Here is a 25,704-nt window from a genome sequence, read left to right as displayed (position 1 = left end):
GAAGAAGTTAATTGCTGCATTTAAAAAGTTAATTACCCAAATTATACCAAATGAAAATAATTAAGCTTTTATTTTCATGGTTATTTTTGGGCATTATTAAAATGTACCAATTACTCCTATCTCCTTTATTAGGTGCAAGTTGTAGATTCACACCAACATGTTCTCAATATGGTGTAGAAGCTATTAAAAAGCATGGACCATTTTACGGGGGTTGGCTCACCTTGAAAAGAATTGCAAGTTGCCACCCTTGGGGTAAACATGGTCACGATCCGGTGCCTTAATAAAACCATTTTCAATCTTATACTTCACCTTACCTTTCTTATCTTTGAGCAATGGCAACCATCTTACAAATTGAAACCGCTACACAAGTTTGCTCCGTTGCTTTATCAGTAAATGGAGAAACTATTGTATTAAAAGAAGAAAAGGCTCAAAATATTCATGCAGCTAGTTTAACCTTATTTATTGATGAGGTAATGAAGACCGCAAAATTAAACTATACCGAATTAGATGCTGTAGCTGTTAGTAAGGGACCTGGTTCATACACAGGCTTACGCATTGGCGTATCTACGGCCAAAGGATTGTGTTTTGCATTGGATAAGCCCTTAATTGGTATTAATACCTTACAAATGATGGCAAACGGATTTTTAGCTCAACATCCTAATTATGGAGGCTTAGTTTGTCCTATGATTGATGCTCGTAGAATGGAAGTCTTTACAGCCGTTTTCAATAACAAATTGCATGAAGTCGCCTCAGTTAATGCTAAAATTATTGATGAGAAGAGTTTTGTATTGGAGTTAGACAGCAACTACGTAAGCTTTATTGGCGATGGAGCTGCAAAATGTGAAGCTATACTAGATAGTCAGAATGCACATTTTTCTACATTGAATTTTAATTCTGCAGCAAACATGAGTAATCTGTCTTATAACGCTTTCCAAAATGAGAATTTTGAAGATGTAGCTTATTTTGAACCTTTTTATTTGAAAGATTTCGTGTTTACTACACCTAAGAATAAAAGTTAGTTAACACCTTAACTCTTTTTAAAGAAGTTGAATAGACTTCTGAAAACCCCTCTGTAAACCTTCTCTCCATTTACACCGGGCATTGTACTTAAATTTTGTGGATGATTTACTGTACGACCAAATTTAATGCCTAGACCCATGTAGAAAGACCCACCATTATAGCCAGAGCCAATAGTAGCGTCGTTTTTATACATTCCTTTTGCCAATGAAATCGTTTTTCCAACATTATCAGTTCCTAAAAAGAACTCAAAATTTGGTGTTTGGTACATACCCTGTAAACCAACCATAATAAAATCATCTAAATTATAAACAGGTATTACACTAGCAGACAATGTATTGATTTTAAAAGTATTCACTAAAGCAATATCTCCACCAGGGTGAAATAAGTTTTTAGATACAATGAAACTAGGTTTATAAAAATTGAAGGTTTTTGAGATTAAGAAATCTGCTTTTGCATTTGTTGGCGTAAGGAAGCCATTTTTTTCAACTACATCTTTAGCTATGGCAGTAATTTCTTCATTTATAGCACTGCTACTTTTTGTAGAAACATCATAAATGGTCTTTAACGTATTAAAATTAGCTATATAAGAACTTTTGCTCCATTTAATTAACCCTAGGTCTTTAATATTCCCCATTAAAAAATAACCAGATTTGGAGGTATAGGTAGTTCCTAAACTAATAGATGCACCAGGGTTTTTGAACGTAGGGAAGAACGTTCTTTTTGATATTTCATTATTATAAAGAAAACTTCCTTTATAGGTTCCGTTTACACCGATATCTAATCTGTCATTTGTATCGACATAAAAATAGGAATTGTCAATCTTTAAGGAATTGTAAGCTATACCACTTAATAAGCTTAGTTTAATACCAAAAGCAAGTTTTTTATTATAATTTTCTCGAATGCTCACACTAAATTGATGGTAAGATTGCTGATAACCATTGTTGTTAAAAACATCGGTATATGGCCCCTGATCAAAGCGTTTGTAACTATCAAAAATGGCTAATGTTTCATTCGTGTAGTTGACATGAGAATCAGAGCGTACCTGCCATGCAAAGCCAACTTCTTGATTATATTTATAGGAACTAAAAATTCTAAATGTCAGTACATAAATATTGGTATTTTGATAAAAAGCATTCGCATTCCCTGTTCCTAAAGGTAAATTGCGTGTATCATAAATGTTTTCATTAATTGATTTTCTTATCACTCCTGAAGCACTTCCTCCATTAGCAGCATTAATACCTAGGTTTGGAAGAAAAAAATTAGATGCGAATTTGCTAGAGCTATCTAATGTAAAAGATTTCGCAGCTGGGTTTTCAAAAGCGTCAAATTGTGTTTTAGTATTGAATAATCCGTATTGCTGAGCTTTTAAAGTGCTAACGACAAATAAAAATCCGACTAATAAAATGTATTTTTTCTTCATCTAATTACGGATTTGCCTGTAAACTATCGGTTTCAAGTGGTTTTTCTGGTCTTTTATGAAGCAGTAAATTACTTAAAAATTTACCATTATCTCCAGACAATTGATAACAAAATGCATCAAACTCTTTAAAGCCTGTTTTCGATTGATACTGTTTGTAATAAGGTGATTTTAAATTACGTCCAAAAATATCATTTGAGTTTTTATTGTTAACATAGAATGAAATGGTTGCAGATGATGACAATTGATCTCTAAAACTCGTGTAATCCTCATCCTGAATTAACAACTCATTATTTCTATAGCGACTTAAAAATACTTGTATACTACTCGCATTATTTGCCATTACCATATAATTATCAATAATGGTGTAAAAAGGTCTTTCAAATTTCTTAAACGGTTCTCCAAAAAAAGAATAAGGAATATCAGGTTCCTTAAATATTTTAATATCTGGTGCATAATCCGCACTTAAATCCAATAAAAGTTGATTTACTTTTTCCCCGTTTACTAAAGCAATAGCCCCAAACTTTTCCCCGCTGCTTACTTGAAAAGTAACAAATTGATTTTTAAAATATTTTGGAAAAATCTGGTTTAAATCCAGTCTATATTTTTGATTAATTGCTTTGATGTTTTTAGTTACATTCTCGTTGGTTTTTCGCTTTTCAAACCAAGTAGTTAAATTTTCAAACCAACTTTTATAATCATTAATGGTATAAATAGTATAATTCGCAGTTTTCTGAGGAAGTATATTGTCTATCACTATTTTTTGTTCGGGTACCGTCGTAAATAGTTTATAATAACTAATTAAATCATTTACATCGGTATTACCATTAAATAATAAGTTTTCCTTACTAAAATTATAGCTCAAAGCTGCAAAACTGTTCTGTTTATTGAAGATATTCAATTCTCCATTTATATTGCTGTTTAAAACACTTTTAAGAAGAATAGGGACTTTATTGAAGTTGATATAAAGATTAGCTAACGTATTTTTATTAAAACGACTATTAGACTTGATGTAATTTGCAAAATTTGGATCTGTTAAGTTTTGTTCTTTTATTATATTCTGAACAACTTTTGGTGCATTTGAAATCACAACTAATACATCTTTAATCCCTACATAACAGCTAGTGCTATCCGTAAATGTGAGTTGATAAATTTCTCCAATTTTATTGATTTTTACTTTTTGAGAATTTAAACCACTTATTATTTTTTGTGGTTCGTTTCCCGATTTAAGCTGAGCACTGATTAAATAATCAACTTGATCACCTTCGCCTCCTAAAACTCCTATATAAACCTTCTGACCATCAATTGCTGTATTGATTTCATTTTGACTTAAAATATTTTCTCTTAAGGATTTGAAAATCTTCGCTTTACTTTCTCCTAAAATATGTTGAAATAACTCTTGTCCACTTAAAATTTCATAGAAACTTTTATCATTTTCAAAACTGAAAACAATGCCTGAGTTTGAAGCCACTGCATTTAAGGATAAATCATTTGCGTTGGTCTCTGTATTCAAATTAGAAAAATAGAGATAGGCCATTGCTATCATCCCAAACAATAAAACCCCGAGCGTTATATATATTCTTTTCATGACTGTATGCAAATTTAATTTAATTTTAGGATTACAGAGATTATAAGGGCATTTTGTTAATTTAGCAATTGTATAAAGCCGATAACTCATGAACAAACGTATTATTCTTACTGCGGCCTTTTTTGGAACTTTAGCAGTTATATTAGGTGCATTTGGTGCGCATAGCCTTAAAAGTATGATAAGTGCACCTTCCTTGGAAATATGGCAAAAAGGAGTGGAGTATCAGTTTTATCACACTTTTGCATTACTTTACTTATCTACATTTGCTCGTTATAAAAACAAATTAATAGGTTTTTCATTTATTTTCTTTTCATTAGGTATCCTATTGTTTTCAGGCTCCCTTTATTTATTAGCGTTGAAGGATACTTATCATTTAGCTATAGCTCAATTTGTTGGTCCTATAACTCCGATAGGAGGTTTATGCTTTATTCTAGGATGGGTATGTCTGTTTTTAGCGGCTCTAAAAGATAAATAATGCAATTTGCAGATACACTTGATTTTTCTGAAAGAGAAACTCTTTTTGTAGAAGTGATATTACCTTTATCGCTAGCTATAAATTATACTTATCGCGTTCCTTTTGAATTAAATGATAAAGTTGCGATTGGTAAGCGAGTTGTTGTTCAGTTCGGAAAACATAAAATTTATACGGCATTAGTTAAAAGTATTAGTCCGGAGCCACCAGAATTTTATCAAGCAAAATATATTATAGATGTTGTAGATGAATATCCAGTAATTACTGAAAAACAATTTCAGTTTTGGGATTGGATTACTTCCTATTATTTGTGCAATGAGGGCGATGTAATGTCGGCTGCTTTACCTACGGGATTAAAATTAGCCAGCGAAACTATTTTAGTACTTAAGAATGAATTACCAAGCGAATTGGTTTTAACTGAAAAGGAAAGTTTAATTATCAATGTTCTTCAAAAACAACAACGCATCAGTATTGATGATGTGGTAGAATTACTTGGGCAAAAAACGGTCTATCCCATTGTAAATTCTTTATTAGAAAAAGAAGCCATTTACGTTGCAGAAGAGGTAATTGAAAAATATAAACCATTATTAAAATCTTTCCTAAAACTTAACCCATTTTACAAGGAAGAAGAAAATCTTAAGCAATTATTTACAGTTTTAGAACGTGCTCCTAAACAGCTAGATGCATTGTTAGCTTATTTGAAGCTTTCTAAAAGCGAAACATCAATCCCGAAGCAACTATTACTGGAAGAAAGTGGAAGTGGGCAAGCAGCATTGAAATCATTAATCGATAAAGAAATTTTTAGTGTAGAGAAAAGAGCAGTAAGTCGTTTAAGTGATTCTAATGATGAATTTGAAGTTAATTTTGAACTAAGCACTGCACAGCAAAAAGCTTTCGAAGAAATTGAAACGCAATTTACCAATAAAGATGTTGTGCTATTACATGGAATTACGGCTTCTGGTAAAACTCAACTTTATATTAAACTTATAGAAAAAGCAATTGAACATGGTGGCCAGGTACTTTTCCTTTTACCAGAAATTGCGTTAACCACACAAATTGTTGAACGGATTAAGCGTTATTTTGGAGATAAAATAGGTGTATATCACTCTAAATTTAATGATAATGAACGAGTAGAAATTTGGAATAAAGTACTTAATGGTTCATATAAAGTTGTTCTTGGTGCTCGTTCTGCAGTTTTCTTGCCATTTAAGGAATTAAAATTGATTGTGGTGGATGAAGAACATGAATCATCTTACAAACAACATGAACCAGCTCCTCGCTATCAGGCAAGAGATGCAGCCGCTTTCCTTGGACACCTGCATCAAGCTAAGGTAATACTAGGTTCGGCAACTCCATCCATCGAAAGTTATTACAATGCAGAAACTGAAAAGTATGGACTGGTAACGTTAAATGAAAGGTTTGGAGGTGTACAATTGCCATTACAAGAAGTAGTAAGCATTGCGGAGGAGACGAAGCGTAAAAAAATGACATCATACTTTACGAGTGTATTGGTAGATGATATGACTACGGCCTTAGAAAATAAAGAACAAATTATTTTATTTCAAAATCGTAGAGGTTATGCAACAATATTAATTTGTGCCACCTGTGGTTATGCACCTAAATGCATTAATTGTGATGTAAGCCTAACTTTTCATAAAACCAGCGGTAAATTACATTGCCATTATTGCGGTTACCACCAAAGCAGTATAAATATTTGTCCTGCTTGTGGTTCGGTACATATTGAACAAAAAGGCTTTGGAACAGAAAGAATAGAAGAAGAATTAAGTCTTATTTTTCCTGATGTTAAAATTGCCAGATTAGACTTAGACAGCACACGGACAAAAAACGGTATGCAACAGATTATTTCTGATTTTCAGGATAAGAAAACACAGATTTTAATAGGTACACAAATGGTTGCAAAAGGTTTAGATTTTGATAACGTGAGTTTAATTGGTGTAATTAATGCGGATACTTTACTCAATTATCCAGATTTTAGAGCATTTGAAAGAAGTTATCAATTATTAGCGCAAGTTGCCGGAAGGGCTGGACGTAGAGACAAACAAGGTAAAGTATGTATACAAGCTTATGATGATTCGCATCGCATTATTAAGCAGGTAATAGAAAATAATTACCATGAAATGTATGCTGATGAAATGGTTGAACGTAAGCAATTCAACTATCCTCCGTTTACACGTTTAATTTTTATCAATGTAAAACATAAAGATCCAAATGTTTTAAATCTTGCGGCGCAAACATTAGCCAATGCTTTAAAGTCTCAATTAGGCAATAGAATTCTTGGTCCTGAACAACCTTTAGTAGCAAGAATTAGAAATTACTATATCAAACAAATTATTATTAAAACCGAGAAAAACGCGGCTATACAAAAAGTAAAAGCAGTATTAAAAGAGACAATTAAAGATTTTAATGCTCAAAAAAACTTCAAAAGTGTAATTACGCAAATTGATGTAGATCCGTATTAATTTTTACTTACTAAATGGATTTGTACGCCAATTGAAATAGGATTTAACAAGAACTCCCATTTATTATATTTCGCAAACGACGTAGTGTTTGCAGCATCTTGCTGGATTTTTTCTTGTCTTTCATAAGAATAATAGAAATCCAAGCTTGTTTCTGCAAAGAAAGAGATTTGTTTTATCGGATTTACTCTAATGCCGATTAAAGGAGTAATGATAAATCCATTTTTTTCAGCATCTACATTATAAGGCATGTTCATGTTTTTTGGATTTGCAGTTTTAACTTCTCCTGTAAAACGATTTCCACGATAACCTATATCCGAACCAAAGTAAGGTTGAATTCTAGCATAATTTAAACTCTTTTCAAATCCAACTTTAAAAGAGAAATCACTTACCGTTCCTTTTGCTATTTCGCAACTTTCACACTCATTATAAAATGAAATATCTTTTCTGAAATAATTCGCACTTAACCTAATGCCAATTTGATTATCGTTAAACTTAACTAATGCACCATTAAAATAAGTATTAGTATAATCTTGAGAATTAGTTTGATTTAATATTTTTGGCATTTGCATAGAACTGTAACCTCTAACACCAATACTATAATTATAGTTGCCGTCAATTTGTGAGAATGCAGAATAGGAAATAAACAAGCAAAAAATACTAAATAATAATTTTTTCATAGGGATGATGATAAATAATTAGATTTCAAAAATAGAAATTATTTACCATTTACATGCATTTGGTTTACATACTGGCAAGAATAATTTTTTAAGGTTGATTTTGTGTTCGTTAGGAATTAATTCCATTTAAACTCATCAGATTTTAGGTACATTAGAGTTCAAAAAACTATTTTTGAGCCCAGATGGCATATAAATTCATAGATAATTACAGAGAACAAGGGGCGAGAAAAAAGCTAGTCGAATTATTAAAGGAAAGAGGTATAACAGATCAACGTGTATTAAAAGCAATTGGTAAAGTGCCACGTCATTTCTTCTTTGACGAAACTTTTTGGAACCAAGCTTATAAAGATATTGCTTTCCCTATAGGGGATGGACAAACTATCTCTCAGCCTTATACTGTTGCCTATCAAACCGAGTTGTTGCATATTCAAAAAGGGGATAAAGTATTGGAAATTGGAACAGGGTCTGGATATCAAACCTGTATATTGATGGAGCTGGGAGCAAAAGTTTATACGATAGAGCGTCAACCAAGTATTTATGCTCACACAATCAAAGTTTTACCTGGAATGGGTTATAAAGCCAATTTTTTTCTTGGTGATGGTTCTAAAGGAATTGAAGAACATGCTCCTTATGCTAAAATTATTGTGACTGCAGGTGCTCCATTTGTGCCAGAAGTTTTGTTAAAACAATTAAAAATTGGCGGTATTTTGGTTATCCCAGTAGGAGATGAAAAATCTCAAAAAATGATCACGGTTATCCGTGTAAGCGAAAATGATTTTGATAGAATTGAATTAGATACCTTTAGATTTGTGCCATTAGTTGGAGACCAGGCTTGGTAAAATAGTTCATTAGTATCAGGTTAAGGCCTTATACCAATTAATTAGTGAACCAATGAACTAAATTTTCATCGCTCTATCCATTTCTCGTTTGCTTTCACGATCTTTAATACTATCGCGTTTATCAAATTCTTTTTTGCCCTGTGCTAATGCGATTTCTATTTTTGCAAAACCTCTTTCGTTGGTAAATATTCGTAATGGAACAATGGTATAGCCCTTTTCTTCGCCTTTAACTTTTAGTTTTTTAAGCTCTTTCTTTTTGAGGAGTAAAACCCTATCTCTTTTTATATCATGATGATGAAAAGAGCTGTGGCTATATTCTGAAATATGGAGATTTCTCACATACAATACATCGCCAATAAACATACAAAAAGCATCAGTCATGTTTGCTTTACCTTGTCTAATTGCTTTGATTTCAGTGCCTAATAAGGCTATTCCAGCAATAAAACTTTCTAAAACATGGTAATCAAAATAGGCTCTTTTATTCTTTATTTGGATGTCGTTTTTCATAATAAAGTGCTAATATCTGAAAGAAAAGCCGATAAAATAAACTTTATCTGTGTTTTTGGTTAGTCCAAGATTAAATCCAACATCAAATTTTAAATTTTTTGTAACTGAATATCCAAGACCACCATTAAATGATAAATCGAACTTTTTATCCTCAAAATCATAGTTATAATAGCTTTCAACAAATGTTTCTAAAGATTTGGTCAACTCTTTTCCAATCACAACCGATTGTAAAATACCAGTATGATACCCGCTCTTTTCAACAGATTTTAAGATGTCAACTTGTACTTGGGTCCCTAAATTAAAATCATTTCCTAGATCTACACTTAAAGGAAACACGATTCCACCTTCAATATTTTTATTTTCCTTGCTAGTTGGTAAATTGATATAGGGCATTAAAGCAAAAGCTGTTTTACCACCATCATTTCCCCATAAATTATGTTTTATTCTTAGCGTTAAATCCCCAAAACCTGAAGTAATATTTAATTTTTTGCCTGCAGCATCTTTTTGATACGCACTAACATAGCTTCCAACAACTAACTGTAAATCTGTGTTATGCGTTAAGCCTAACTTTAAATTGGCTAAATTATAACTATTCTCTACCGAAATAATTCCATTTCTCTTATTATGTGTTGTTTTAAATACATCTGTTTCTACTTGAAAATGACCCGCATCAACAGAGTTAGGACTTTCGGTTATATCTGGCCTATCAGTAGACATATCACGCATTTTATCTTTGGGCACAGGATTAAATAGCGTATACTTTTTTTGATCCGCAATTTGGCTAAAAGCATTACTCTGTATAAATGCAATTATTATTAAGAGTAGTATTATTTTTTTCATTCTATCTTACTATTAAAACAGGGATAGTTACTTTATGTCTAACGGAATCTACAGTAGTACCAAAAATGAGGTCTTTTAATCCTTTATGCCCATGCGCACCCATTACTAGTAATTCAATTCCATTTTGCTTGCTAATTTCAGCAATCGCTTTTGCTGTTCCTCCAAATCCAATGTGAGAGCTAGATTTATAGCCTAAGTCTTTTAAATTAAGACAATATTTTTCTAAATTTTCGGTATCTGTTTGTGTTTCATGATCCATAACATTTTTGCCTAAGTAGCGAGCTGCTGCTGTTTCGACGACATGGATTAAATAATAATGTGCATCTTTTCCGCCTTGAATTAACGCATGTCGGATTGTATTTCGATCATTTTTAGAGAAATCTACAGTAATACCGATTTTTTTGTAATTGATTTTATCAATGTTTTCAATGGCTAAAGCATTTCCGTGTGGCACATTGCCAATCCGTTGATTTTTACTTATGAAAGGATAGATGAAAATGTAGATTAGTAACAAGCCAATTGCAACAGCAACCGGGATTACAATCGCATAAATATACCATCCATTTGATTCGGCAATCCACCCTGAGATTTCTTCAATAACCAATTTAATATTTAAACTTACAATTACTACTGCACTCATCCATGCCAGAACTTTTACCCAAGTTTTAATGGTAAAATCCTTCATTTCTTTTTTGTCTGAAGTAAGATGTATTAACGGAATAATGGCAAAACCTAATTGTAAACTCAATACCACCTGACTTAATATCAATAATCCGCCTAAAGCATCATTTCCAAATAATAAAATGGTGAAAAAAGCTGGTATGATTGCTAATAAACGTGTTATTAAACGACGTAACCAAGGCTGAATTCTCAAATTCAAATGCCCTTCCATAATAATTTGACCTGCTAAAGTTCCAGTTATAGTAGAGCTTTGTCCTGCAGCAATTAGTGCAATGGCAAATAAAGCAGGAGCTATTGGTCCGAAAATATGGCTTAATAATTTGTGTGCATCTTGTATTTCGGCAACCTCATGAAATCCATTGGTGAAAAAAGCTGCTGCCGCTAAAATTAAAATTGCAGCATTTACAAAAAAAGCAAGATTTAAAGCAATTGCGGTATCAATGAAATTGAATTTTATAGCTTCTTTTATCCCTTTGATATCTCGATCAAATTTTCTCGTTTGTACTAAAGAGGAGTGTAAATATAAATTATGTGGCATTACGGTAGCTCCAATAATACCAATGGCAATATATAAAGCTTGACCGGACAGCATAGAAGGCTCAAATCCTTTGATTACATCTTTTAAATTTGGCTCTACAATAAACATTTCGACCAGAAAAGAAATACCAACTATAAACACCATAGAAACAATAAAGACTTCCATTTTGCGCATTCCTTTGTTTAAAAGAAATAACAGTAGAACAGTATCGGATATGGTAATTGATATGCCCCAAATTAATGGCAAACCAAATAGTAAGTTTAAACCTATTGCCATTCCAATTACTTCTGCTAAATCACAAGCAATAATTGCTGTTTGTGCTAAAACAAACAAAGGGAAATTTACCCATTTTGGGTAGGCATTTCTTGATGCTTGAGCTAAATCTAATCCTCTAACAATGCCTAAACGAGCACTTAGTGATTGCAATAATAGCGCAATAAGGTTAGACATTAATAATATCCAAATTAACTGGTAGCCAAATTTACTTCCACCTGCAATGTCTGTAGCCCAGTTTCCAGGATCCATATAGCCAACGCTTACTAAATATGCTGGACCAATGAATGCTAAAATTCTTCTCCACCCTTTGCGTTGATCAGTTGCTACGCTTTGGTGTACTTCGCTTAGTGATTGTTTTTGGCTCATATTTATTTGCTAATTAAAATGTGTAACGCAACTTCTCTGCTAATGTTTATTTTTTTGTCTTCAATTAATAGTTCAACAGAACCGTCAAAATCTATAATCTCTGAAACTTCTATTTTTTTACCTAAAGTCAAGCCTAGTTTTTCTAAATGTTTTAAAAAAGGAGAGGAGTGCTCACTTACGCCTGTAATCGTTCCTTTATCATTAACTTTAAGTTTACTTAATTTTATAAAAGATAAGTCTGCAAAGTTTCCATACTGATCTGGTATTGGATCTCCATGAGGATCTACCTTTGGGAACTCTAAAAACTCATCTAATCTTTCAGTTAGCAAGGTTGAATTAATATGCTCCAATTCTTCAGCTACTTCATGTACTTCATCCCATTTAAAATTTAATTTTTCAACTAAAAAAACTTCCCACAGGCGATGCTTTCTAACAATGTTAATTGCCATCAGCTTTCCCTTTTCTGTTAATGAAACCCCTTGATATTTTACATAATCCACCAATTCTTTATCTGAAAGCTTTTTAAGCATATCTGTTACTGATGCCGCTTTAGTTTGGGTGCGTTCTGCAATGGCATTTGTTTGCACCGGATTGCTAATGATCGAAAGATGATATATTATTTTGAGGTAATTCTCTTCAGTATACGATTGCATTTTTGTTCGTCTAATTTTAAATTTAGACAAATCTAAAAAATATTTTGTAAAATAAAAAGTAATTTTTTTGAGAGTTTATAGAATAAAATTTGGCTTATTAACACTAGTATGCTACCTTTGGCTATAATCACTATTTTATGGCAACAGAATTAGATAAAATCGATTTTAAAATTCTTAAACTTTTACAAGAAAACGGAAGGATTACCAATTTACTGTTATCGCAAGAAATTGGTTTATCTCCAGCACCAACACTTGAAAGAGTACGTAAGCTTGAAATGGCTGGCTATATTAAAAGCTACCATGCTTTAGTAGATGAAGAAAAACTAGGATTAGGTATTAAGACTTTTATTCAAGTTCAATTAGATTTTCATAAAAACAATACTATTCAAATCTTTTTAGATGAAGTAAATCAGATTAAAGAGATTACAGAATGCCATCATGTAACTGGTCAGGCTGATTTTTTATTGAAAGTTTACGTAAACGATATTAAAGCTTACGAACGCTTAATCATGGATAAAATTAGTAAAATCTCTGTCGTAAAAACATTCCAGACAATGATGATTATGTCGACTACTAAAAAAGAACCGATTGTACCTTTGGAATATTAGGAGTTAATTCTCAATTTGCCAATTAATAGGTTTAAATCCTTCTTTTTCAAGAATTTGATTTGCTTTTGAAAAGGGTTTTGATCCAAAAAAGCCATTGTACGCTGAAAATGGTGAAGGATGCGCTGCTTTAAGCACATGATGTTTTTTAGTATCAATTAGGCTTTCTTTTTGTTGAGCATATTTCCCCCATAATAAAAATACTAATCCGCTTTTTTCTGCAGATAAAACTGAAATTACATGATCTGTAAATTTCTCCCAGCCTTTATTTTGATGAGAACCTGCTTCATGAGCTCTAACTGTCAGTGTTGCATTGAGTAATAAAACACCTTGCTCTGCCCATGCAGTTAAATTGCCATGATTTGGGATTTTGAAACCTTCAATATCATCTGCCAATTCTTTATACATATTTTTTAAAGAAGGAGGGATAACAATACCTTTTTGAACAGAAAATGATAAGCCATGTGCTTGATTTTGCCCATGATAAGGGTCTTGGCCAAGAATAACCACTTTGACTTTATCAAAAGGAGTGTGATTAAAAGCATTGAAAATATCTGCACCTTTAGGATAAACAGTAAATCCTTTTTGCTTTTCTTCCAGCAAAAAGGATTTCAATTCTTTCATATATGGTTTTTCAAGCTCATCGCTTAAAACATTTAGCCATCCAGGCTCTAAAGCAGCAGCCATGTCTATTTTGTTTTGGCAACAGCTAATACCTTAAGCATATCTTTTTCTAAGGTCTCTTGCGGTCTTTCAGTAATGCGAGCAACCTCAGTTCCTTTTTTATCTGTAAAAATAAAAGTTGGTACATTTGTGATTTTAAGGTTGTCGATAAGACCATTTTCACAATGCTTTGTACCATCAACGGCAATAAACTCAATTTTATCAGCATCAAATTTCAAAGCGTCCATGATTTTTAAAAAATGAGGAACTTGAAATTTACTATCACCACACCAAGTACCTAAAACAATAGTCACTTTTTTCCCTTTTAAAAGCTTAGCTAATCCATCTAATGAAGTAGAATCTGGTTTATAACTTGCATAATTAGGGTCGTAGCTCTCTTTAAATTCAGCAAAACTTGTAATTGCCTCTCTTGTACATTGATTTAACATTACTTGTTTATGTCTACTTGGATCTTCAATTTTTTTATTCAATTCTTGTGCTCCTACGTTCATGGCAAATAATACGATTAGGCCTGTTAATATGTTCTTCATATTATATTTTTTTGTTGAAATTATAAATTTTAAATCTAATTTTTGGTATTTAAACACGATATTTGCACAAATATTATAAAACTATGCCAAATTTAATACGTCTCATTATAGGTTTCGCTTTTGTAGGTGCAGCAATTACACTCATGATTTTCGGTTTTTGGGGCTGGGGAATACTTTTAGTGTTTCTAAGCATTTTTATTTTCATCACTTATTTCTATAATGAAAACATGCTTATCGCTCAATGGTTTTTGCGTAAAGATAATATGCCAAGAGCCGAGCATTTTTTAGGAAGAATAAAAAATTACGAGAAAGAATTAAATAGAGTACAACACGGTTATTATAACTTGCTAATTGGACTAATCGAATCTAGAAAAGCACCTATGAAATCTGAAAAATATTTCAAACTAGCTTTAAATTTAGGTTTACACATGGACCATAATGTGGCCTTAGCTAAATTAAGCTTAGCTGGTATTGCCATGGGGAAAAGAAATAAGCGTGAAGCTCAAATGTATTTAACAGAAGCTAAAAAAGCAGATAAGAATAAATTGCTAGCTGATCAAATTAAACAAATGAAAGATCAGATGGGATTAATGGATAAACAAACGCAAGTACGTTATAGCCGCTAATTAATTAGTCTGAAAGTCAGAAAAGTCCGAGAGTCAGAAAGTTAATATTACTTTTTCGATATTCGGACTTTTTGATTCTATATCTTCTGGTATTCCAAGCTTTCTTTAGGCTCTACAGACTCACTTATTTATCACACAATCTATCAAAATTCTCATCATATTCTGATGATGTTCTGCTGATAATATCATCGTCTAAACTTTCATTTTTCCGACTAAAAAACAACTCTTCCGCTTGTATACGCTTAATTAATTGGCGAACAAGAGAAAGATCAAATGTATCTTTACTCAATTTAATGCAGTATTGATTTTCTGTAATTTCTAAACTTGAACTATTCATCTTACGAAGTATTGGTTAACAATTTAAAATTAAAAAAGGCTTACGATAATTAATACCGTAAGCCTTTAAGTTTTTGTTATGCTTATGTTAACAGCCTGATCGTCATATTGAACCAAGAAAACGAAGAGATATCTTTTAGTTTAATATTATATCCTTGAAGATTTCTCCTATTGTCGAAATGACGTGAACTATTTACGTGATAAAAACAAACCATCATCGGTTTTATTCACTTTTAGAATACCTTTTCCGGTTAGACCTTTTAATGTTGTATCCCACTTTTTATTGCTCCAATCAGTAAGTTTTGTTTTAATATCAGCTAAAAGAAATTGTTCTCCTTCCTTAACCAATGTAAACAACTCTGTTTCTTCTGATGTAAGCTCTATTTTCTTTTTCTCAGGGCGCATCTGCGGGAAGAACAATACCTCTTGTATTGTAGATTGATTAGTCATTAACATTACCAAACGATCTATTCCAATGCCTAAGCCAGATGTTGGCGGCATTCCGTATTCTAAGGCACGAACAAAATCATCATCCATTGCCATCGCTTCATCATCACCTCTTGCAGCTAATTTTAATTGCTCCTCAAAACGTTCTTTCTGATCAATTGGGTCATTTAATTCTGAATATGCATTTGCAATCTCTTTCCCATTTACAAATAATTCGAAACGTTCTACTAAGCCATCTTTGCTACGGTGTTTCTTAGCTAAAGGTGTCATTTCTAAAGGGTAATCGGTAATGTAAGTGGGTTGAATTAAATTTGCTTCTACTTTTTCGCTAAATAATTCATCGATTAATTTACCACGACCCATTGAATCATCTATTTCAATACCTAAATTTTTACATTCTGTTGCAATTTCTGCTTCACTCATTGCGGAAACATCAATGCCTGTATATTTTTGTATCGACTCATACATCGTTAGTTTTTCGTATGGTCCTGCAAAATTAATCTCGTGTTCGCCAACTTTTACACTAGGTTGTCCGTGAATAGCAATTGCAATTTTCTCTAAACATTCTTCCACCATGCCCATCATCCAGATATAATCTTTATAGGCTACGTAAATTTCCATTGCTGTAAATTCGGGATTATGAGTACGGTCCATTCCTTCATTTCTGAACATCTTACCGAACTCATACACGCCGTCAAAACCAGCATCAATCAATCTTTTAAAATACAATTCGTTTGCTATGCGAAGAAACAATGGCATATCTAACGTATTATGATGTGTCTCGAACGGACGAGCTGCTGCGCCGCCATGTACGGCCTGCAAAATAGGCGTTTCTACTTCCATCCAACCTTGATTGTCGAAGTAATTACGCATGGTATTAATCACTTTAGAGCGATTAATAAAAATTTGTTTATAATCTGGATTAACCGTTAAATCTACATAGCGCATTCTATAACGTAGCTCTGGGTTGGTAAACCCATCATAAACGTTGCCATCATCGTCACGTTTTACAATAGGTAATGGGCGTAAAGATTTAGAAAGTACAGTGAACTTAGTAACGTGAATAGAGATTTCTCCGGTTTGAGTAGTGAAAACATAACCTTCAATACCAATGAAATCACCAATATCTAATAGTTTTTTAAATACGGTATTGTAAAGTGTTTTATCATCTCCAGGGCACAGCTCATCACGTTTTAAATAGATTTGAATACGGCCAGTTGCATCTTGTAATTCAGCGAAAGATGCCGCTCCCATAATGTTACGGCCCATTATTCTTCCAGCAAGGCTGATAGTTTTATACGCTGTCTTATCTTTTTCGTAATTTGCTAAAATGTCTGCTGCATTAGCATTTATTTCGTAAGCTTCTGCAGGATATGGGTTGATACCCAATTCGCGAAGTTGTTTTAATGAATCGCGACGTAATAATTCCTGTTCTGATAATCCTGTACTCATGTATTGTATATTTTTGCAAAAGTAAGTAATTACTTCGTCATTGCGAGACACGAAGCAATCTTAAAGAGGTATAAATTAAAATAATAGCTTATGAAATGAGATTTCTCTTAGAATCCAAAAAGCAAATTAATAAGGGAAAGACAATTTTCTAATCAGCCTCAACACCTTCTTGGTACATTTCATTAATTGCTTCAGCGTATTTCTTTTCTACTACTCTACGCTTCACTTTCATGGTTGGGGTAATTTCACCTTCATCAATGCTAAAAGGGTTGCGCTTAATTTTGAAATTTTTAATACGTTCAAATTTGGCTAATTCATTAGAAATTTTCTTAATATCCTTCTCAAACCAATCCTTAATCTCTTGATTTTCTATAAATAAATCTTCCTCTTGAAAGAATGATTCGTTTAAATTGAAAGTTTCCTGTAAGGTTTCCTTGTTCGGAATAATTATGGCTGTAATAAATTCACGTTTATCGCCAATTAAGAATAACTGATCAATTTTTGGGCTTTTTAAGTAGATATTTTCAACAGGAGTTGGATACACGTTTTTGCCATAGGCATTTACAATCATATTTTTCAAACGATCCGTAATTTGCAAATTACCTTTGTAAAAACGACCAATATCACCTGTATGGAACCATTTATCTTTATCAATAGCTTCGGCGGTTTCTGCAGGTTTATTGAAATAACCTTTCATTACGCAATGTCCACGAACAATTACTTCACCTTCAGCACATTCAAAATCTTCATTAAATGTGTTATGAGTTTGTATATTGATGATTTGTTTGGTTTCTACATCTTGAATTCCAATTTCAATACCAGGAATAACTCTACCTACAGTACCATAAACCTGACGATGATATTCAGTTACAGACATTACGGGAGATGTTTCTGTTAAACCAAATCCTTCTAAAATTTTGATGCCTAAATCTCCAAAAAACTCACCCACATTTTTAGGTAAGGCAGCACCTCCTGAAATCATAAATTTTAATCGGCCACCAGTTTTTTCTTTAATCTTACTGAAGACTAATTTCTCGGCAATAGCTTTTTTTGCTCCTAAAATTAAACCTGCATTTTTGCCAGCTTCTTTAGCATGACGATAATCTTTTCCGATTTCTAAAGCCCAATTAAAGATATTCGCTTTTAATCCGCCAGCAGCAGTTCCAGATTTAATGGCTTTATCGTGAATACGTTCTAATAAACGTGGTACACAGGCCATTACAGTTGGCCTAACTTCGCCCATGTTTTTAGCCAATAACTCTAAACTTTGAGCAAAAGCAATTTTACAACCTTGTGCACAACATACATGGTAAGTCGCGGTACGTTCAAAAACATGAGAAAGCGGTAAAAATGACAAGAAGGTTTCAGTTTCATCAATCACAGGGATCTGTTGTAAACAAACATTTACGTTTTCTACAAAATTGCTGTGAGTAAGCATTACGCCTTTTGGAGTGCCTGTTGTTCCTGATGTATAAATTAAAGAAGATACATCAGCTGGTAATACTTCTCTTCTTCTTTGGTTAATCAAGTGCTGTTCTTCTTTGCTTATAGTTTTTTCCAGTAAAGTAGTAAATGCAATAATCTCAGCTTTGTTACCTTCTGGAATAGCTATTTTTTCATATCCAGCAAATGCTGGAATAATGTATTTTAATTCTTGGCAGTTTGCTGATATTTTTACTATTTTTTTGAATAAAAATGGATTACCAATAAGGATTGCTTTTATTCCAGAATCATTAATGATGTATTCTACTTCATGCTCTGACAAGGTTGGATAAATGGATGTATTGATAGCGCCAATTTGCTGTATGCCTTGATCGAAATACACATATTCTGGTGAATTTTCAATCATCAAACCTAATCTATCGCCTTTGACAATTCCTTTTTCTAAAAAGAAAGCTGAAATAGAATCTGCTCTCAGTAAAGTATCTTTGAAAGAAATTTCTTCCCAAGTTGTATTTTTTTTATGAATTAAAAAGGTTTCTTCAGGTTGGTGGATATTTTCTACTACGTTACGTAATAAACTAGGAACAGTAGAAAATTCATTAAATGATACCATGTGCTATTATTTGGTTTGTTTTGGAATAACAATGATAAACTTTTCGCTTTAATAATACAAGCTAGCTTATGCATTGAGTAACAAAAAAGGCACCGAAAAATCGATGCCCTCTAGGAAATTTAATAAATGTATATTAAACAGAAAAACTTTCCCCACAGCCACAAGAGCGGCTAGCATTAGGGTTATTAAAGGCAAATCCTTTACCATTTAAGCCATCGGTAAAATCAAGTTCGGTACCAGCTAGGTATAAAAACGATTTCATATCTAAGGCTATTTTAATGCCACGATCTTCAAAAAATTGATCTCCGGTTTTGGCTTCGTTATCAAAATCTAAATTATAAGATAAGCCAGAGCAACCGCCACCTTTTACAGAAACACGTAAAAAGTAATCAGATCCTAATTCAGAATCCTGCATTAGGTGATCAATTTTGCTTTTTGCTTTATCAGTTATAGTAATCATATTAATTTACGATTTTAGATTTACGATTTTAGATTTTTCAATCGTCACTCGTAAATCGTCATTCTAAAATTTAACTAGTGATGCGATTTAGCTAATTCAAATGCTTCTAAACCATTTTTAACACGATAATCGTTAATCGCAGATTTAATTGCATCCTCTGCCAAAACAGAACAGTGAATTTTTACTGGTGGTAAAGCCAATTCTTCCACAATATCCATGTTATCGATAGTTAACGCTTCGTCAATTGTTTTTCCTTTTAACCACTCTGTAGCTAAAGAAGATGATGCAATTGCAGATCCACAGCCAAATGTTTTAAATTTAGCATCAGTAATTACGTTATTATCATCTACCTCAATTTGCAAACGCATAACGTCTCCGCATTCAGGTGCGCCAACTAAACCTGTACCTACAGATTTGCTGTCTTTATTTAAAGTACCAACGTTGCGAGGGTTGGTATAATGTTCCATTACTTTTTCTGAATATGCCATTTTGATTTTGGATTTATGATTTTAGATTTACGATTTCTGTAGTTCTAAAACCCTAATTATTTTTAATATTGTTATTTCCTTGCAGATTTCCAAATCGTAATTCGTAAATCTGTAATCGTCAATTAACTTAGTGTTCTGCCCACTCAATTTTACTCAAATCGATACCATCTTTAAACATTTCCCAAAGTGGAGAAAGGTCTCTTAAATGGTTAACGGCTTTTTTAGTATTTTCTATTGCGTAATCAACTTCTTCTTCGGTAGTAAAACGACCTAATCCGAAACGGATAGAAGAGTGTGCTAAATCATCAGATAAACCTAAACTTTTTAATACATAACTTGGTTCTAATGAAGCAGATGTACAAGCAGAGCCAGAAGAAACTGCTAAATCTTTCATCGCCATCATTAAACCTTCACCCTCTACATATTTGAAAGAAATGTTAGCTACATGTGGTAAACGATGTGTTGTGTTACCATTTACGTAACTTTCTTCCATGGTTGTTAAAGCACTTTCTAATTTATCACGCAAAGCGGATAAACGTTTCGCTTCTTCATCCATTTCTAAACGACACAATTCGCAAGCTTTACCTAAACCAACAATACCAGGTACGTTCAATGTTCCAGAACGCATGCCACGTTCATGACCGCCACCATCCATTTGTGAAGTAACCTTAACTCTTGGGTTTTTACGACGAACGTATAAAGCACCAACACCTTTTGGTCCGTACATTTTATGAGCGCTAAATGCCATTAAATCAATACCATCTTCATTTACATTCACTGGTATTTTACCTACAGCTTGTGTAGCGTCAGTCATAAATAAAGCACCATGTTTATGTGCAATAGCCGATATTTCTTTAATAGGTTGTACCACACCAATTTCATTGTTACCATACATGATCGTAACTAAAATTGTTTCTGGTGTCATTGCAGCTTCTAATTCTTGTAAATCAATTAAGCCATCTTCTTTTACTTTTAAATAAGTAACCTTAGCACCTAATTTTTCTAAATGTTTACAGGTATCTAAAACAGCTTTATGTTCTGTTGTTGCAGTTATAATGTGATTACCTTTTTCCTGGTACATTTCAAAAACGCCTTTAATACCTAAATTATCAGCTTCTGTAGCGCCAGAGGTAAAAATGATTTCTTTTTCGGTACAGCCAATTAATTTTGCTACTTGCTCACGAGCATAATCAACACCTTCTTCGGCTACCCAACCAAATGGATGGTTACGGCTAGCGGCATTACCAAATTTTGTTGTAAAATACGGCAACATCGCCTCAAGCACTCTAGGGTCGAGTGGGGTGGTAGCATTATTATCTAAGTAAATCGGAAGTTCCATTATTTTTAATTATTCTTATTAATACACAAAGATACAAAAAAAGTTTACGAACAATTATAAATAATAGCTATGAAGCTATAGTTAAAACATGCATTTTTACATTCCCATAACCATAATCGATATGAACAAGATAGAACACATTGGCATTGCTGTAAAAAACCTGACTAATTCAATAGATATTTATCAAAAATTGCTCAATACTGATTGTTACAAAACTGAGTTAGTTGAATCGGAAGCAGTGAATACAGCCTTTTTTAAGACAGGCGATAATAAGATAGAATTGTTAGCCGCGACCTCACCAGATAGCACCATTGCTAAGTTTATCGAGAAAAAAGGAGAGGGAATTCATCATATTGCATTTGCTGTGGATGATATTTTAGAAGAAATGGAACGTTTAAGGAATGAAGGTTTCGTATTACTTAACGATCAACCTAAAAAAGGAGCAGATAATAAGATGATTTGTTTTGTGCACCCTAAAGAAACTAACGGGGTTTTGATAGAAATTTGTCAAGAGATTAAGTGGGTTTAATAGTTTATTAGTTTCATTGGGTTGGATGAATATTTAGGTTTAAAAAGGAAATAAAATTAGTGGTATGAGCGATATCGCATCGTTAATAAAAATTATCAATAATGACTTTGATTTACCAGAGAATTTAAAAGAAGATCAACTTTTGGAAGTGATGGTGAATGCATTTGCTTATCTTATTGACGAGGATTTTCAGAAATTAGTGCAAATTTTATATAAGGCTGATGTAGATCAGGATAAATTGAAAATTTTACTTGAAAACACAGAAAATGCAAGTTCTGCTGAAGTAATTGCGCTGGCTTATATTGCCCGACAAAAAGCAAAAATTGAAACTTGGAAGAAGTATAGTAGTAGATAATGACGGAGTTAATAGTACCCATAGGATAGGTAGTGAAGTAGAGACAGTAAGTAAAAAGCTTAATCCCTAAAAATACTTTCAAGGATTAAGCTTTTATTTTTAGATTACAACTGTTTCCATTGTTATATTGCCAGGTACATCTGTTGCTTCGGCAGTTACTTTAGTACCAGCCAAGTTGCTATTTGCTATGGTAGTTTGGTAATACCAATCGATGCTGTTAGCACTTAAAATTGCTAAACCGCTTTCAATTAATGTGTCACTAGCATTATAAATAGAAACTTTTACTTCCGTTACCCTGAAATTGTCTACGGCTCTTATCCTGATATTGTTGTTAATTTGCCCAGGATAATCGCCTGTATCTATTAACTTAATTTCTGGTGCCTTGCAGAAATCTGCCAATGCTAAGTTGTAGGAAGAGGTGCCTGGTTTAGCAAACTTTTTATAAAATGCAGTCAAATCTACATCGTTTACAATACCTTTTGCATAAATTACAGCTTCTTTGAATCGATTTTTTACTTCTTCCTGTTTATCAGTATAAACTGGATTTTTTACTTTTCTCTTTAGTCTAGAGATTACAGTTTGGTTGCTTCCAAAATTTTTAAATACTACTAAATTGCCCACTCTTCCACGGGCGCCAAACATTACTTCATTGTTTTCTGACTTTGCCATTTTTTAAATTTTAATAATTAATGATTAAATAAATTACATCTTTTTGTACCGGTAACTGATGTATGCTGTAAAGGTGAAGTTTAAAAAAATAGGGGGATTCGCTTTTGGCGTTTTTGGCGTATTTAGATGGTTTTGTATGTTTTTGGCGGTTATTGGTTATAAAGGGTTATTGCCTTTTTCTAACGCTTTAGTCTTGCCTCGGTTCGCCACCACCGAGGGGCTCTAACTTTTTCACGAGTGTATATTTTAGAAGTGTTCAAGAGTGCTGCGCAGTTTTCTTGATGAAAAGTTTAACAATCCCGAGCTTGCGAGAGCATAAATGCCATTAAAATCAATAATTGTTAATGAATAAATCAAGTCAGGAACGATGCTTCCACGCACAAGCCTTACACGTGGCCCGCCGTTCCTGTCTGCCCTACGCTCTTTGGGACAGTGGTTTTTGGGTAATTTTGAGAATTATTAAGTGTTGGAGCAAAAAAATAATGACGAGATCCTTCGTCTTGCTTTGGCTTTTTTGTAATTTAAAATTGGGGTAAATATTGGTATTCTTTAATGGATGACCGTCGGTATAGGCTCGGTATACCGTCCGTTTACCGTCGATATTGGCTTTTCGACGGTGAAGCGACATCGGATTGACGGTGAAGCGACGGTTAAATGATGTGTTTTGGAAGTGAAGTCGAGTTAAAAGAAGTTCGAAAGCCGGTAAAGTTTGAAAGATTAAAGCGACTGCGCCCAATGAAAAACAAAAACTCATTGCCATTTTTGCAAAGCTAGAAGAAGCTCAATTATGAAATTTATAATTCCCGTTCTGTTCGAATTTCGATTTTATTAAAAGTGCATAGTTTGTGTGTAAATGCTTGATTTGTAATTAACTTTGTGTTGTTATACCTAACATTTACCAAACGAAAACAGCAATGACTTTAAAAAGATTAATATTTTACACTGCCGACTTAAAGGCAATAACGGGTAAGGGGGACCGAACTTGTCAAAACTTAATGGCTCAAATGCGTGATTTTTTTGAATTGAAAAAATGGCAGCAACCTACGGTTTATCAGGCCAGTGATTTTTTGGGGATTCCACTGGAGCAATTGGTGAGTTTTATTAAAATTTGAGTTGGGTGATTTGATTATACGTATAACGGTTTTGCTTGGAAAAGTTATGCATATTTTAATGTATAATCGAGCTGTTTTGTAGTTCGGGATGGTTGGGTCAGGTTGCTTTGGTCAAAGCTATATGGAATGACACAAAAAAAGGCCTGATTGGGATAGATAGTTTGGAACGAAACAGGGTTGATACTTTCACTGGAATACACATAATTCCTCCTTTTCAAAAAAAACTCAATACACTTGCAATTAAAAAATAAAATTATGATATTTGCATCCTCTAAAATTAGACGAAATAAATTAAAAAAACATGAACTGCCGTGGGTAAACACCCGCAAAAAGCAATAAATGCTTACGATAGCTTCATAAACATAAAAAAAATAAAAATGAAAAAAGATTTGCATCCATCAAACTACAGATTTGTAGTATTTAAAGATATGTCTAACGAATATCAGTTCTTGACTAAATCTTGTGTTGAAACAAAAGAAACTATTAAATGGGAAGATGGTAATGAGTATCCTTTATATAAATTGGAGATTTCTCACACTTCACACCCTTTTTATACTGGTAAAATGAAATTGGTTGATACTGCAGGTCGTATCGATAAATTTAAAACTCGTTACGCTAAAAAATAATTATAGCTATAAACTAAATATTTTGAAAGTCCCGATGCATTGCTCGGGACTTTTTTTATTTTTGTTGCTTATGACAATCAATTTATTTGATGATAAATCTTGGCTTTCGCTCAGACCGCTAACATTTACAAGACCTGTAGCTGATTTAAGGATTGGTATTTTAACCATTGCTGAAAAATGGGCTAAGTATTTAAATGCAGATTTTGGCTATACAACGCAGGATTATTTAAGCGTGAAATATCCTTCTGCTACTGCAGATCTCTTTATTAATGGTTCGGTGTGCCCTGATGAACAATTAATAGAAGCACTTTTAAATCTAAAAGCTGATGAAGTTTTGGTTAAGGGTGAAATTGTTATTACGTACAAGGAAAAACTAAGCTTTAGCGAAGCTATATATAAATTAAAACCAGTAAATTACTCGGCTAGCTTAACTCAAATCCAATTTCCTGAAGATATATTTAGAAATAACCACACAGAATTAATTAAAGATTTTGGGTTATTAACTAAAGGAAAAACATCAGCAAAGATAAGTGCTACGAATACTTTTTTAGGAGATAACATTTTTGTAGAAGAGGGTGCAAGTGCTGAATGTTCTACATTTAATAGTTTACAAGGTCCAATTTATCTAGGTAAAAATTCTCAAGTTTGGGAAGGATGTCACATTAGGGGCTCATTTTCATTAGGTGAAGATTCTTCTGTTAAAATGGGAGCAAAAATATATGGACAAACAACTATTGGACCATATAGCAGAGTTGGTGGCGAGATCAATAACGCTGTAATTTGGGGTTACTCATCAAAAGGGCATGAAGGTTATTTAGGAAATGCAGTTTTGGGACAATGGTGCAATATTGGTGCAGATAGTAACAATTCAAATCTTAAAAACAATTATGCTGAAGTTCGCCTTTGGGATTACGAAAAAGAAAGCTTTCGTAAAACAGGCTTACAATTTTGCGGATTAATTATGGCAGATCATGCTAAATGCGCCATTAATACCATGTTTAATACCGGGACTGTAGCGGGTGTAAGTGCCAATATT

At 33.0% G+C, this 25,704-nt stretch carries 28 protein-coding genes; 12 read left to right on the top strand and 16 right to left on the bottom strand.

Going from position 1 to position 25,704, the window contains the following annotated elements; genetic code table 11:
- Positions 1-50: 50 nt before the first annotated feature.
- Both yidD and tsaB read left to right on the top strand, forming a co-directional pair.
- Entirely contained in the window at positions 51-281 is a 231-nt protein-coding gene (gene yidD / locus WC622_RS10305) for a membrane protein insertion efficiency factor YidD (RefSeq protein WP_372819603.1), read from the top strand.
- A 51-nt stretch (positions 282-332) separates the two neighbouring features.
- On the top strand, positions 333-1,019 hold the full coding sequence (gene tsaB / locus WC622_RS10300) for a tRNA (adenosine(37)-N6)-threonylcarbamoyltransferase complex dimerization subunit type 1 TsaB (protein WP_372819602.1): 687 nt from the start codon (positions 333-335) through the stop codon (positions 1,017-1,019).
- A gap of 8 nt (positions 1,020-1,027) precedes the next feature.
- Here the strand turns inward: tsaB and WC622_RS10295 are convergent, their stop codons facing one another.
- Both WC622_RS10295 and WC622_RS10290 read right to left on the bottom strand, forming a co-directional pair.
- Complete coding sequence (locus WC622_RS10295) at positions 1,028-2,440, bottom strand: DUF5723 family protein (protein ID WP_372819601.1); 1,413 nt, start codon at positions 2,438-2,440, stop codon at positions 1,028-1,030.
- Positions 2,441-2,444: 4 nt separating this feature from the next.
- Positions 2,445-4,025: a hypothetical protein gene (locus tag WC622_RS10290; protein WP_372819600.1), complete on the bottom strand. Its 1,581-nt coding sequence runs from the start codon at positions 4,023-4,025 to the stop codon at positions 2,445-2,447.
- 88 nt (positions 4,026-4,113) lie between these two features.
- Between WC622_RS10290 and WC622_RS10285 the strand changes: the two genes are divergently transcribed.
- On the top strand, positions 4,114-4,500 hold the full coding sequence (locus WC622_RS10285; RefSeq protein WP_372819599.1) for a DUF423 domain-containing protein: 387 nt from the start codon (positions 4,114-4,116) through the stop codon (positions 4,498-4,500).
- On the top strand, positions 4,500-6,977 hold the full coding sequence (gene priA, locus WC622_RS10280; protein ID WP_372819598.1) for a primosomal protein N': 2,478 nt from the start codon (positions 4,500-4,502) through the stop codon (positions 6,975-6,977). The genes WC622_RS10285 and priA overlap by 1 nt, the downstream gene beginning before the upstream one ends.
- Here priA and WC622_RS10275 read toward each other — a convergent pair.
- Positions 6,974-7,654 carry a hypothetical protein gene (locus WC622_RS10275; RefSeq protein WP_372819597.1) on the bottom strand — a complete coding sequence of 227 codons (681 nt, stop codon included), beginning with the start codon at positions 7,652-7,654 and terminating at the stop codon, positions 6,974-6,976. The genes priA and WC622_RS10275 overlap by 4 nt on opposite strands.
- Positions 7,655-7,836: 182 nt before the next feature.
- Here WC622_RS10275 and WC622_RS10270 point away from each other — a divergent pair, with 182 nt between their 5' ends.
- Complete coding sequence (locus tag WC622_RS10270; RefSeq protein ID WP_372819596.1) at positions 7,837-8,493, top strand: protein-L-isoaspartate(D-aspartate) O-methyltransferase; 657 nt, start codon at positions 7,837-7,839, stop codon at positions 8,491-8,493.
- A gap of 57 nt (positions 8,494-8,550) precedes the next feature.
- On the opposite strand, the gene smpB is transcribed toward WC622_RS10270, so the two are convergent.
- The 4 genes from smpB to WC622_RS10250 are packed head-to-tail and all read right to left on the bottom strand — an operon-like array spanning position 8,551 to position 12,354.
- A complete protein-coding gene (smpB, locus tag WC622_RS10265) occupies positions 8,551-9,000 on the bottom strand; it encodes an SsrA-binding protein SmpB (RefSeq protein ID WP_372819595.1) in 450 nt (149 codons plus the stop codon).
- Between the two features lie 9 nt (positions 9,001-9,009).
- On the bottom strand, positions 9,010-9,840 hold the full coding sequence (locus WC622_RS10260; protein WP_372819594.1) for a transporter: 831 nt from the start codon (positions 9,838-9,840) through the stop codon (positions 9,010-9,012).
- 1 nt (position 9,841) lies between these two features.
- On the bottom strand, positions 9,842-11,701 hold the full coding sequence (locus tag WC622_RS10255) for an Nramp family divalent metal transporter (protein WP_372819593.1): 1,860 nt from the start codon (positions 11,699-11,701) through the stop codon (positions 9,842-9,844).
- Positions 11,702-11,703: 2 nt separating this feature from the next.
- Entirely contained in the window at positions 11,704-12,354 is a 651-nt protein-coding gene (locus WC622_RS10250) for a metal-dependent transcriptional regulator (protein WP_372819592.1), read from the bottom strand.
- A 137-nt stretch (positions 12,355-12,491) separates the two neighbouring features.
- On the opposite strand from WC622_RS10250, the gene WC622_RS10245 reads away from it, so the two are divergent.
- Positions 12,492-12,962, top strand: a complete 471-nt coding sequence (locus tag WC622_RS10245; protein WP_182921898.1) for an Lrp/AsnC family transcriptional regulator — start codon at positions 12,492-12,494, stop codon at positions 12,960-12,962.
- Positions 12,963-12,965: 3 nt separating this feature from the next.
- Here the strand turns inward: WC622_RS10245 and ung are convergent, their stop codons facing one another.
- Together ung and WC622_RS10235 are read right to left on the bottom strand one after the other, a co-directional pair.
- Positions 12,966-13,646: a uracil-DNA glycosylase gene (ung, locus tag WC622_RS10240; protein ID WP_372819591.1), complete on the bottom strand. Its 681-nt coding sequence runs from the start codon at positions 13,644-13,646 to the stop codon at positions 12,966-12,968.
- Positions 13,647-13,648: 2 nt separating this feature from the next.
- On the bottom strand, positions 13,649-14,173 hold the full coding sequence (locus WC622_RS10235) for a TlpA family protein disulfide reductase (protein WP_372819590.1): 525 nt from the start codon (positions 14,171-14,173) through the stop codon (positions 13,649-13,651).
- Positions 14,174-14,256: 83 nt separating this feature from the next.
- On the opposite strand from WC622_RS10235, the gene WC622_RS10230 reads away from it, so the two are divergent.
- The gene (locus WC622_RS10230) at positions 14,257-14,799 is read left to right on the top strand and encodes a DUF2892 domain-containing protein (protein WP_372819589.1); all 543 of its coding nucleotides are present in this window, start codon (positions 14,257-14,259) and stop codon (positions 14,797-14,799) included.
- A gap of 124 nt (positions 14,800-14,923) precedes the next feature.
- On the opposite strand, the gene WC622_RS10225 is transcribed toward WC622_RS10230, so the two are convergent.
- From WC622_RS10225 to WC622_RS10200, 6 genes are all read right to left on the bottom strand, one after another.
- Positions 14,924-15,136, bottom strand: a complete 213-nt coding sequence (locus tag WC622_RS10225; protein ID WP_182921894.1) for a hypothetical protein — start codon at positions 15,134-15,136, stop codon at positions 14,924-14,926.
- Positions 15,137-15,324: 188 nt separating this feature from the next.
- Entirely contained in the window at positions 15,325-17,034 is a 1,710-nt protein-coding gene (lysS, locus tag WC622_RS10220) for a lysine--tRNA ligase (RefSeq protein ID WP_372819588.1), read from the bottom strand.
- A 148-nt stretch (positions 17,035-17,182) separates the two neighbouring features.
- Positions 17,183-19,090: a long-chain fatty acid--CoA ligase gene (locus WC622_RS10215; protein WP_372819587.1), complete on the bottom strand. Its 1,908-nt coding sequence runs from the start codon at positions 19,088-19,090 to the stop codon at positions 17,183-17,185.
- 133 nt (positions 19,091-19,223) lie between these two features.
- Positions 19,224-19,550: an iron-sulfur cluster assembly accessory protein gene (locus tag WC622_RS10210; RefSeq protein WP_173269669.1), complete on the bottom strand. Its 327-nt coding sequence runs from the start codon at positions 19,548-19,550 to the stop codon at positions 19,224-19,226.
- 74 nt (positions 19,551-19,624) lie between these two features.
- Positions 19,625-20,038 carry a Fe-S cluster assembly scaffold IscU gene (iscU, locus tag WC622_RS10205; RefSeq protein ID WP_090992274.1) on the bottom strand — a complete coding sequence of 138 codons (414 nt, stop codon included), beginning with the start codon at positions 20,036-20,038 and terminating at the stop codon, positions 19,625-19,627.
- A gap of 127 nt (positions 20,039-20,165) precedes the next feature.
- Positions 20,166-21,377: an IscS subfamily cysteine desulfurase gene (locus WC622_RS10200; protein WP_372819586.1), complete on the bottom strand. Its 1,212-nt coding sequence runs from the start codon at positions 21,375-21,377 to the stop codon at positions 20,166-20,168.
- A gap of 121 nt (positions 21,378-21,498) precedes the next feature.
- On the opposite strand from WC622_RS10200, the gene mce reads away from it, so the two are divergent.
- Together mce and WC622_RS10190 are read left to right on the top strand one after the other, a co-directional pair.
- The gene (gene mce, locus WC622_RS10195) at positions 21,499-21,906 is read left to right on the top strand and encodes a methylmalonyl-CoA epimerase (RefSeq protein WP_372819585.1); all 408 of its coding nucleotides are present in this window, start codon (positions 21,499-21,501) and stop codon (positions 21,904-21,906) included.
- Positions 21,907-21,970: 64 nt separating this feature from the next.
- Positions 21,971-22,261 carry a hypothetical protein gene (locus WC622_RS10190; protein WP_372819584.1) on the top strand — a complete coding sequence of 97 codons (291 nt, stop codon included), beginning with the start codon at positions 21,971-21,973 and terminating at the stop codon, positions 22,259-22,261.
- A 99-nt stretch (positions 22,262-22,360) separates the two neighbouring features.
- Here the strand turns inward: WC622_RS10190 and WC622_RS10185 are convergent, their stop codons facing one another.
- Positions 22,361-22,930, bottom strand: a complete 570-nt coding sequence (locus tag WC622_RS10185; protein WP_372819583.1) for a hypothetical protein — start codon at positions 22,928-22,930, stop codon at positions 22,361-22,363.
- 914 nt (positions 22,931-23,844) lie between these two features.
- Between WC622_RS10185 and WC622_RS10180 the strand changes: the two genes are divergently transcribed.
- The 3 genes from WC622_RS10180 to WC622_RS10170 all read left to right on the top strand — a co-directional run.
- Positions 23,845-24,042: a hypothetical protein gene (locus tag WC622_RS10180; protein ID WP_372819582.1), complete on the top strand. Its 198-nt coding sequence runs from the start codon at positions 23,845-23,847 to the stop codon at positions 24,040-24,042.
- Between the two features lie 377 nt (positions 24,043-24,419).
- A complete protein-coding gene (locus WC622_RS10175) occupies positions 24,420-24,668 on the top strand; it encodes a type B 50S ribosomal protein L31 (protein WP_055133715.1) in 249 nt (82 codons plus the stop codon).
- Positions 24,669-24,738: 70 nt separating this feature from the next.
- Positions 24,739-25,704, top strand: a 966-nt coding sequence (locus WC622_RS10170; RefSeq protein ID WP_372819581.1) for a putative sugar nucleotidyl transferase, incomplete at its 3' end; no start/stop codon positions are given.

Origin of the sequence: Pedobacter sp., from assembly GCF_041662865.1 — a bacterium.
GTDB lineage: Bacteria > Bacteroidota > Bacteroidia > Sphingobacteriales > Sphingobacteriaceae > Pedobacter.
This window is presented reverse-complemented; position numbering and strand designations above follow the sequence as displayed.

What these genes read in the sequence shown, in the direction of transcription:
- yidD (WP_372819603.1), top strand. Translation starts at nt 51, where the DNA reads ATGAAAATAATTAAGCTTTTATTTTCATGGTTATTTTTGGGCATTATT.
- tsaB (WP_372819602.1), top strand. Translation starts at nt 333, where the DNA reads ATGGCAACCATCTTACAAATTGAAACCGCTACACAAGTTTGCTCCGTT.
- WC622_RS10295 (WP_372819601.1), bottom strand. Translation starts at nt 2,440, where the DNA reads ATGAAGAAAAAATACATTTTATTAGTCGGATTTTTATTTGTCGTTAGC.
- WC622_RS10290 (WP_372819600.1), bottom strand. Translation starts at nt 4,025, where the DNA reads ATGAAAAGAATATATATAACGCTCGGGGTTTTATTGTTTGGGATGATA.
- WC622_RS10285 (WP_372819599.1), top strand. Translation starts at nt 4,114, where the DNA reads ATGAACAAACGTATTATTCTTACTGCGGCCTTTTTTGGAACTTTAGCA.
- priA (WP_372819598.1), top strand. Translation starts at nt 4,500, where the DNA reads ATGCAATTTGCAGATACACTTGATTTTTCTGAAAGAGAAACTCTTTTT.
- WC622_RS10275 (WP_372819597.1), bottom strand. Translation starts at nt 7,654, where the DNA reads ATGAAAAAATTATTATTTAGTATTTTTTGCTTGTTTATTTCCTATTCT.
- WC622_RS10270 (WP_372819596.1), top strand. Translation starts at nt 7,837, where the DNA reads ATGGCATATAAATTCATAGATAATTACAGAGAACAAGGGGCGAGAAAA.
- smpB (WP_372819595.1), bottom strand. Translation starts at nt 9,000, where the DNA reads ATGAAAAACGACATCCAAATAAAGAATAAAAGAGCCTATTTTGATTAC.
- WC622_RS10260 (WP_372819594.1), bottom strand. Translation starts at nt 9,840, where the DNA reads ATGAAAAAAATAATACTACTCTTAATAATAATTGCATTTATACAGAGT.
- WC622_RS10255 (WP_372819593.1), bottom strand. Translation starts at nt 11,701, where the DNA reads ATGAGCCAAAAACAATCACTAAGCGAAGTACACCAAAGCGTAGCAACT.
- WC622_RS10250 (WP_372819592.1), bottom strand. Translation starts at nt 12,354, where the DNA reads ATGCAATCGTATACTGAAGAGAATTACCTCAAAATAATATATCATCTT.
- WC622_RS10245 (WP_182921898.1), top strand. Translation starts at nt 12,492, where the DNA reads ATGGCAACAGAATTAGATAAAATCGATTTTAAAATTCTTAAACTTTTA.
- ung (WP_372819591.1), bottom strand. Translation starts at nt 13,646, where the DNA reads ATGGCTGCTGCTTTAGAGCCTGGATGGCTAAATGTTTTAAGCGATGAG.
- WC622_RS10235 (WP_372819590.1), bottom strand. Translation starts at nt 14,173, where the DNA reads ATGAAGAACATATTAACAGGCCTAATCGTATTATTTGCCATGAACGTA.
- WC622_RS10230 (WP_372819589.1), top strand. Translation starts at nt 14,257, where the DNA reads ATGCCAAATTTAATACGTCTCATTATAGGTTTCGCTTTTGTAGGTGCA.
- WC622_RS10225 (WP_182921894.1), bottom strand. Translation starts at nt 15,136, where the DNA reads ATGAATAGTTCAAGTTTAGAAATTACAGAAAATCAATACTGCATTAAA.
- lysS (WP_372819588.1), bottom strand. Translation starts at nt 17,034, where the DNA reads ATGAGTACAGGATTATCAGAACAGGAATTATTACGTCGCGATTCATTA.
- WC622_RS10215 (WP_372819587.1), bottom strand. Translation starts at nt 19,090, where the DNA reads ATGGTATCATTTAATGAATTTTCTACTGTTCCTAGTTTATTACGTAAC.
- WC622_RS10210 (WP_173269669.1), bottom strand. Translation starts at nt 19,550, where the DNA reads ATGATTACTATAACTGATAAAGCAAAAAGCAAAATTGATCACCTAATG.
- iscU (WP_090992274.1), bottom strand. Translation starts at nt 20,038, where the DNA reads ATGGCATATTCAGAAAAAGTAATGGAACATTATACCAACCCTCGCAAC.
- WC622_RS10200 (WP_372819586.1), bottom strand. Translation starts at nt 21,377, where the DNA reads ATGGAACTTCCGATTTACTTAGATAATAATGCTACCACCCCACTCGAC.
- mce (WP_372819585.1), top strand. Translation starts at nt 21,499, where the DNA reads ATGAACAAGATAGAACACATTGGCATTGCTGTAAAAAACCTGACTAAT.
- WC622_RS10190 (WP_372819584.1), top strand. Translation starts at nt 21,971, where the DNA reads ATGAGCGATATCGCATCGTTAATAAAAATTATCAATAATGACTTTGAT.
- WC622_RS10185 (WP_372819583.1), bottom strand. Translation starts at nt 22,930, where the DNA reads ATGGCAAAGTCAGAAAACAATGAAGTAATGTTTGGCGCCCGTGGAAGA.
- WC622_RS10180 (WP_372819582.1), top strand. Translation starts at nt 23,845, where the DNA reads ATGACTTTAAAAAGATTAATATTTTACACTGCCGACTTAAAGGCAATA.
- WC622_RS10175 (WP_055133715.1), top strand. Translation starts at nt 24,420, where the DNA reads ATGAAAAAAGATTTGCATCCATCAAACTACAGATTTGTAGTATTTAAA.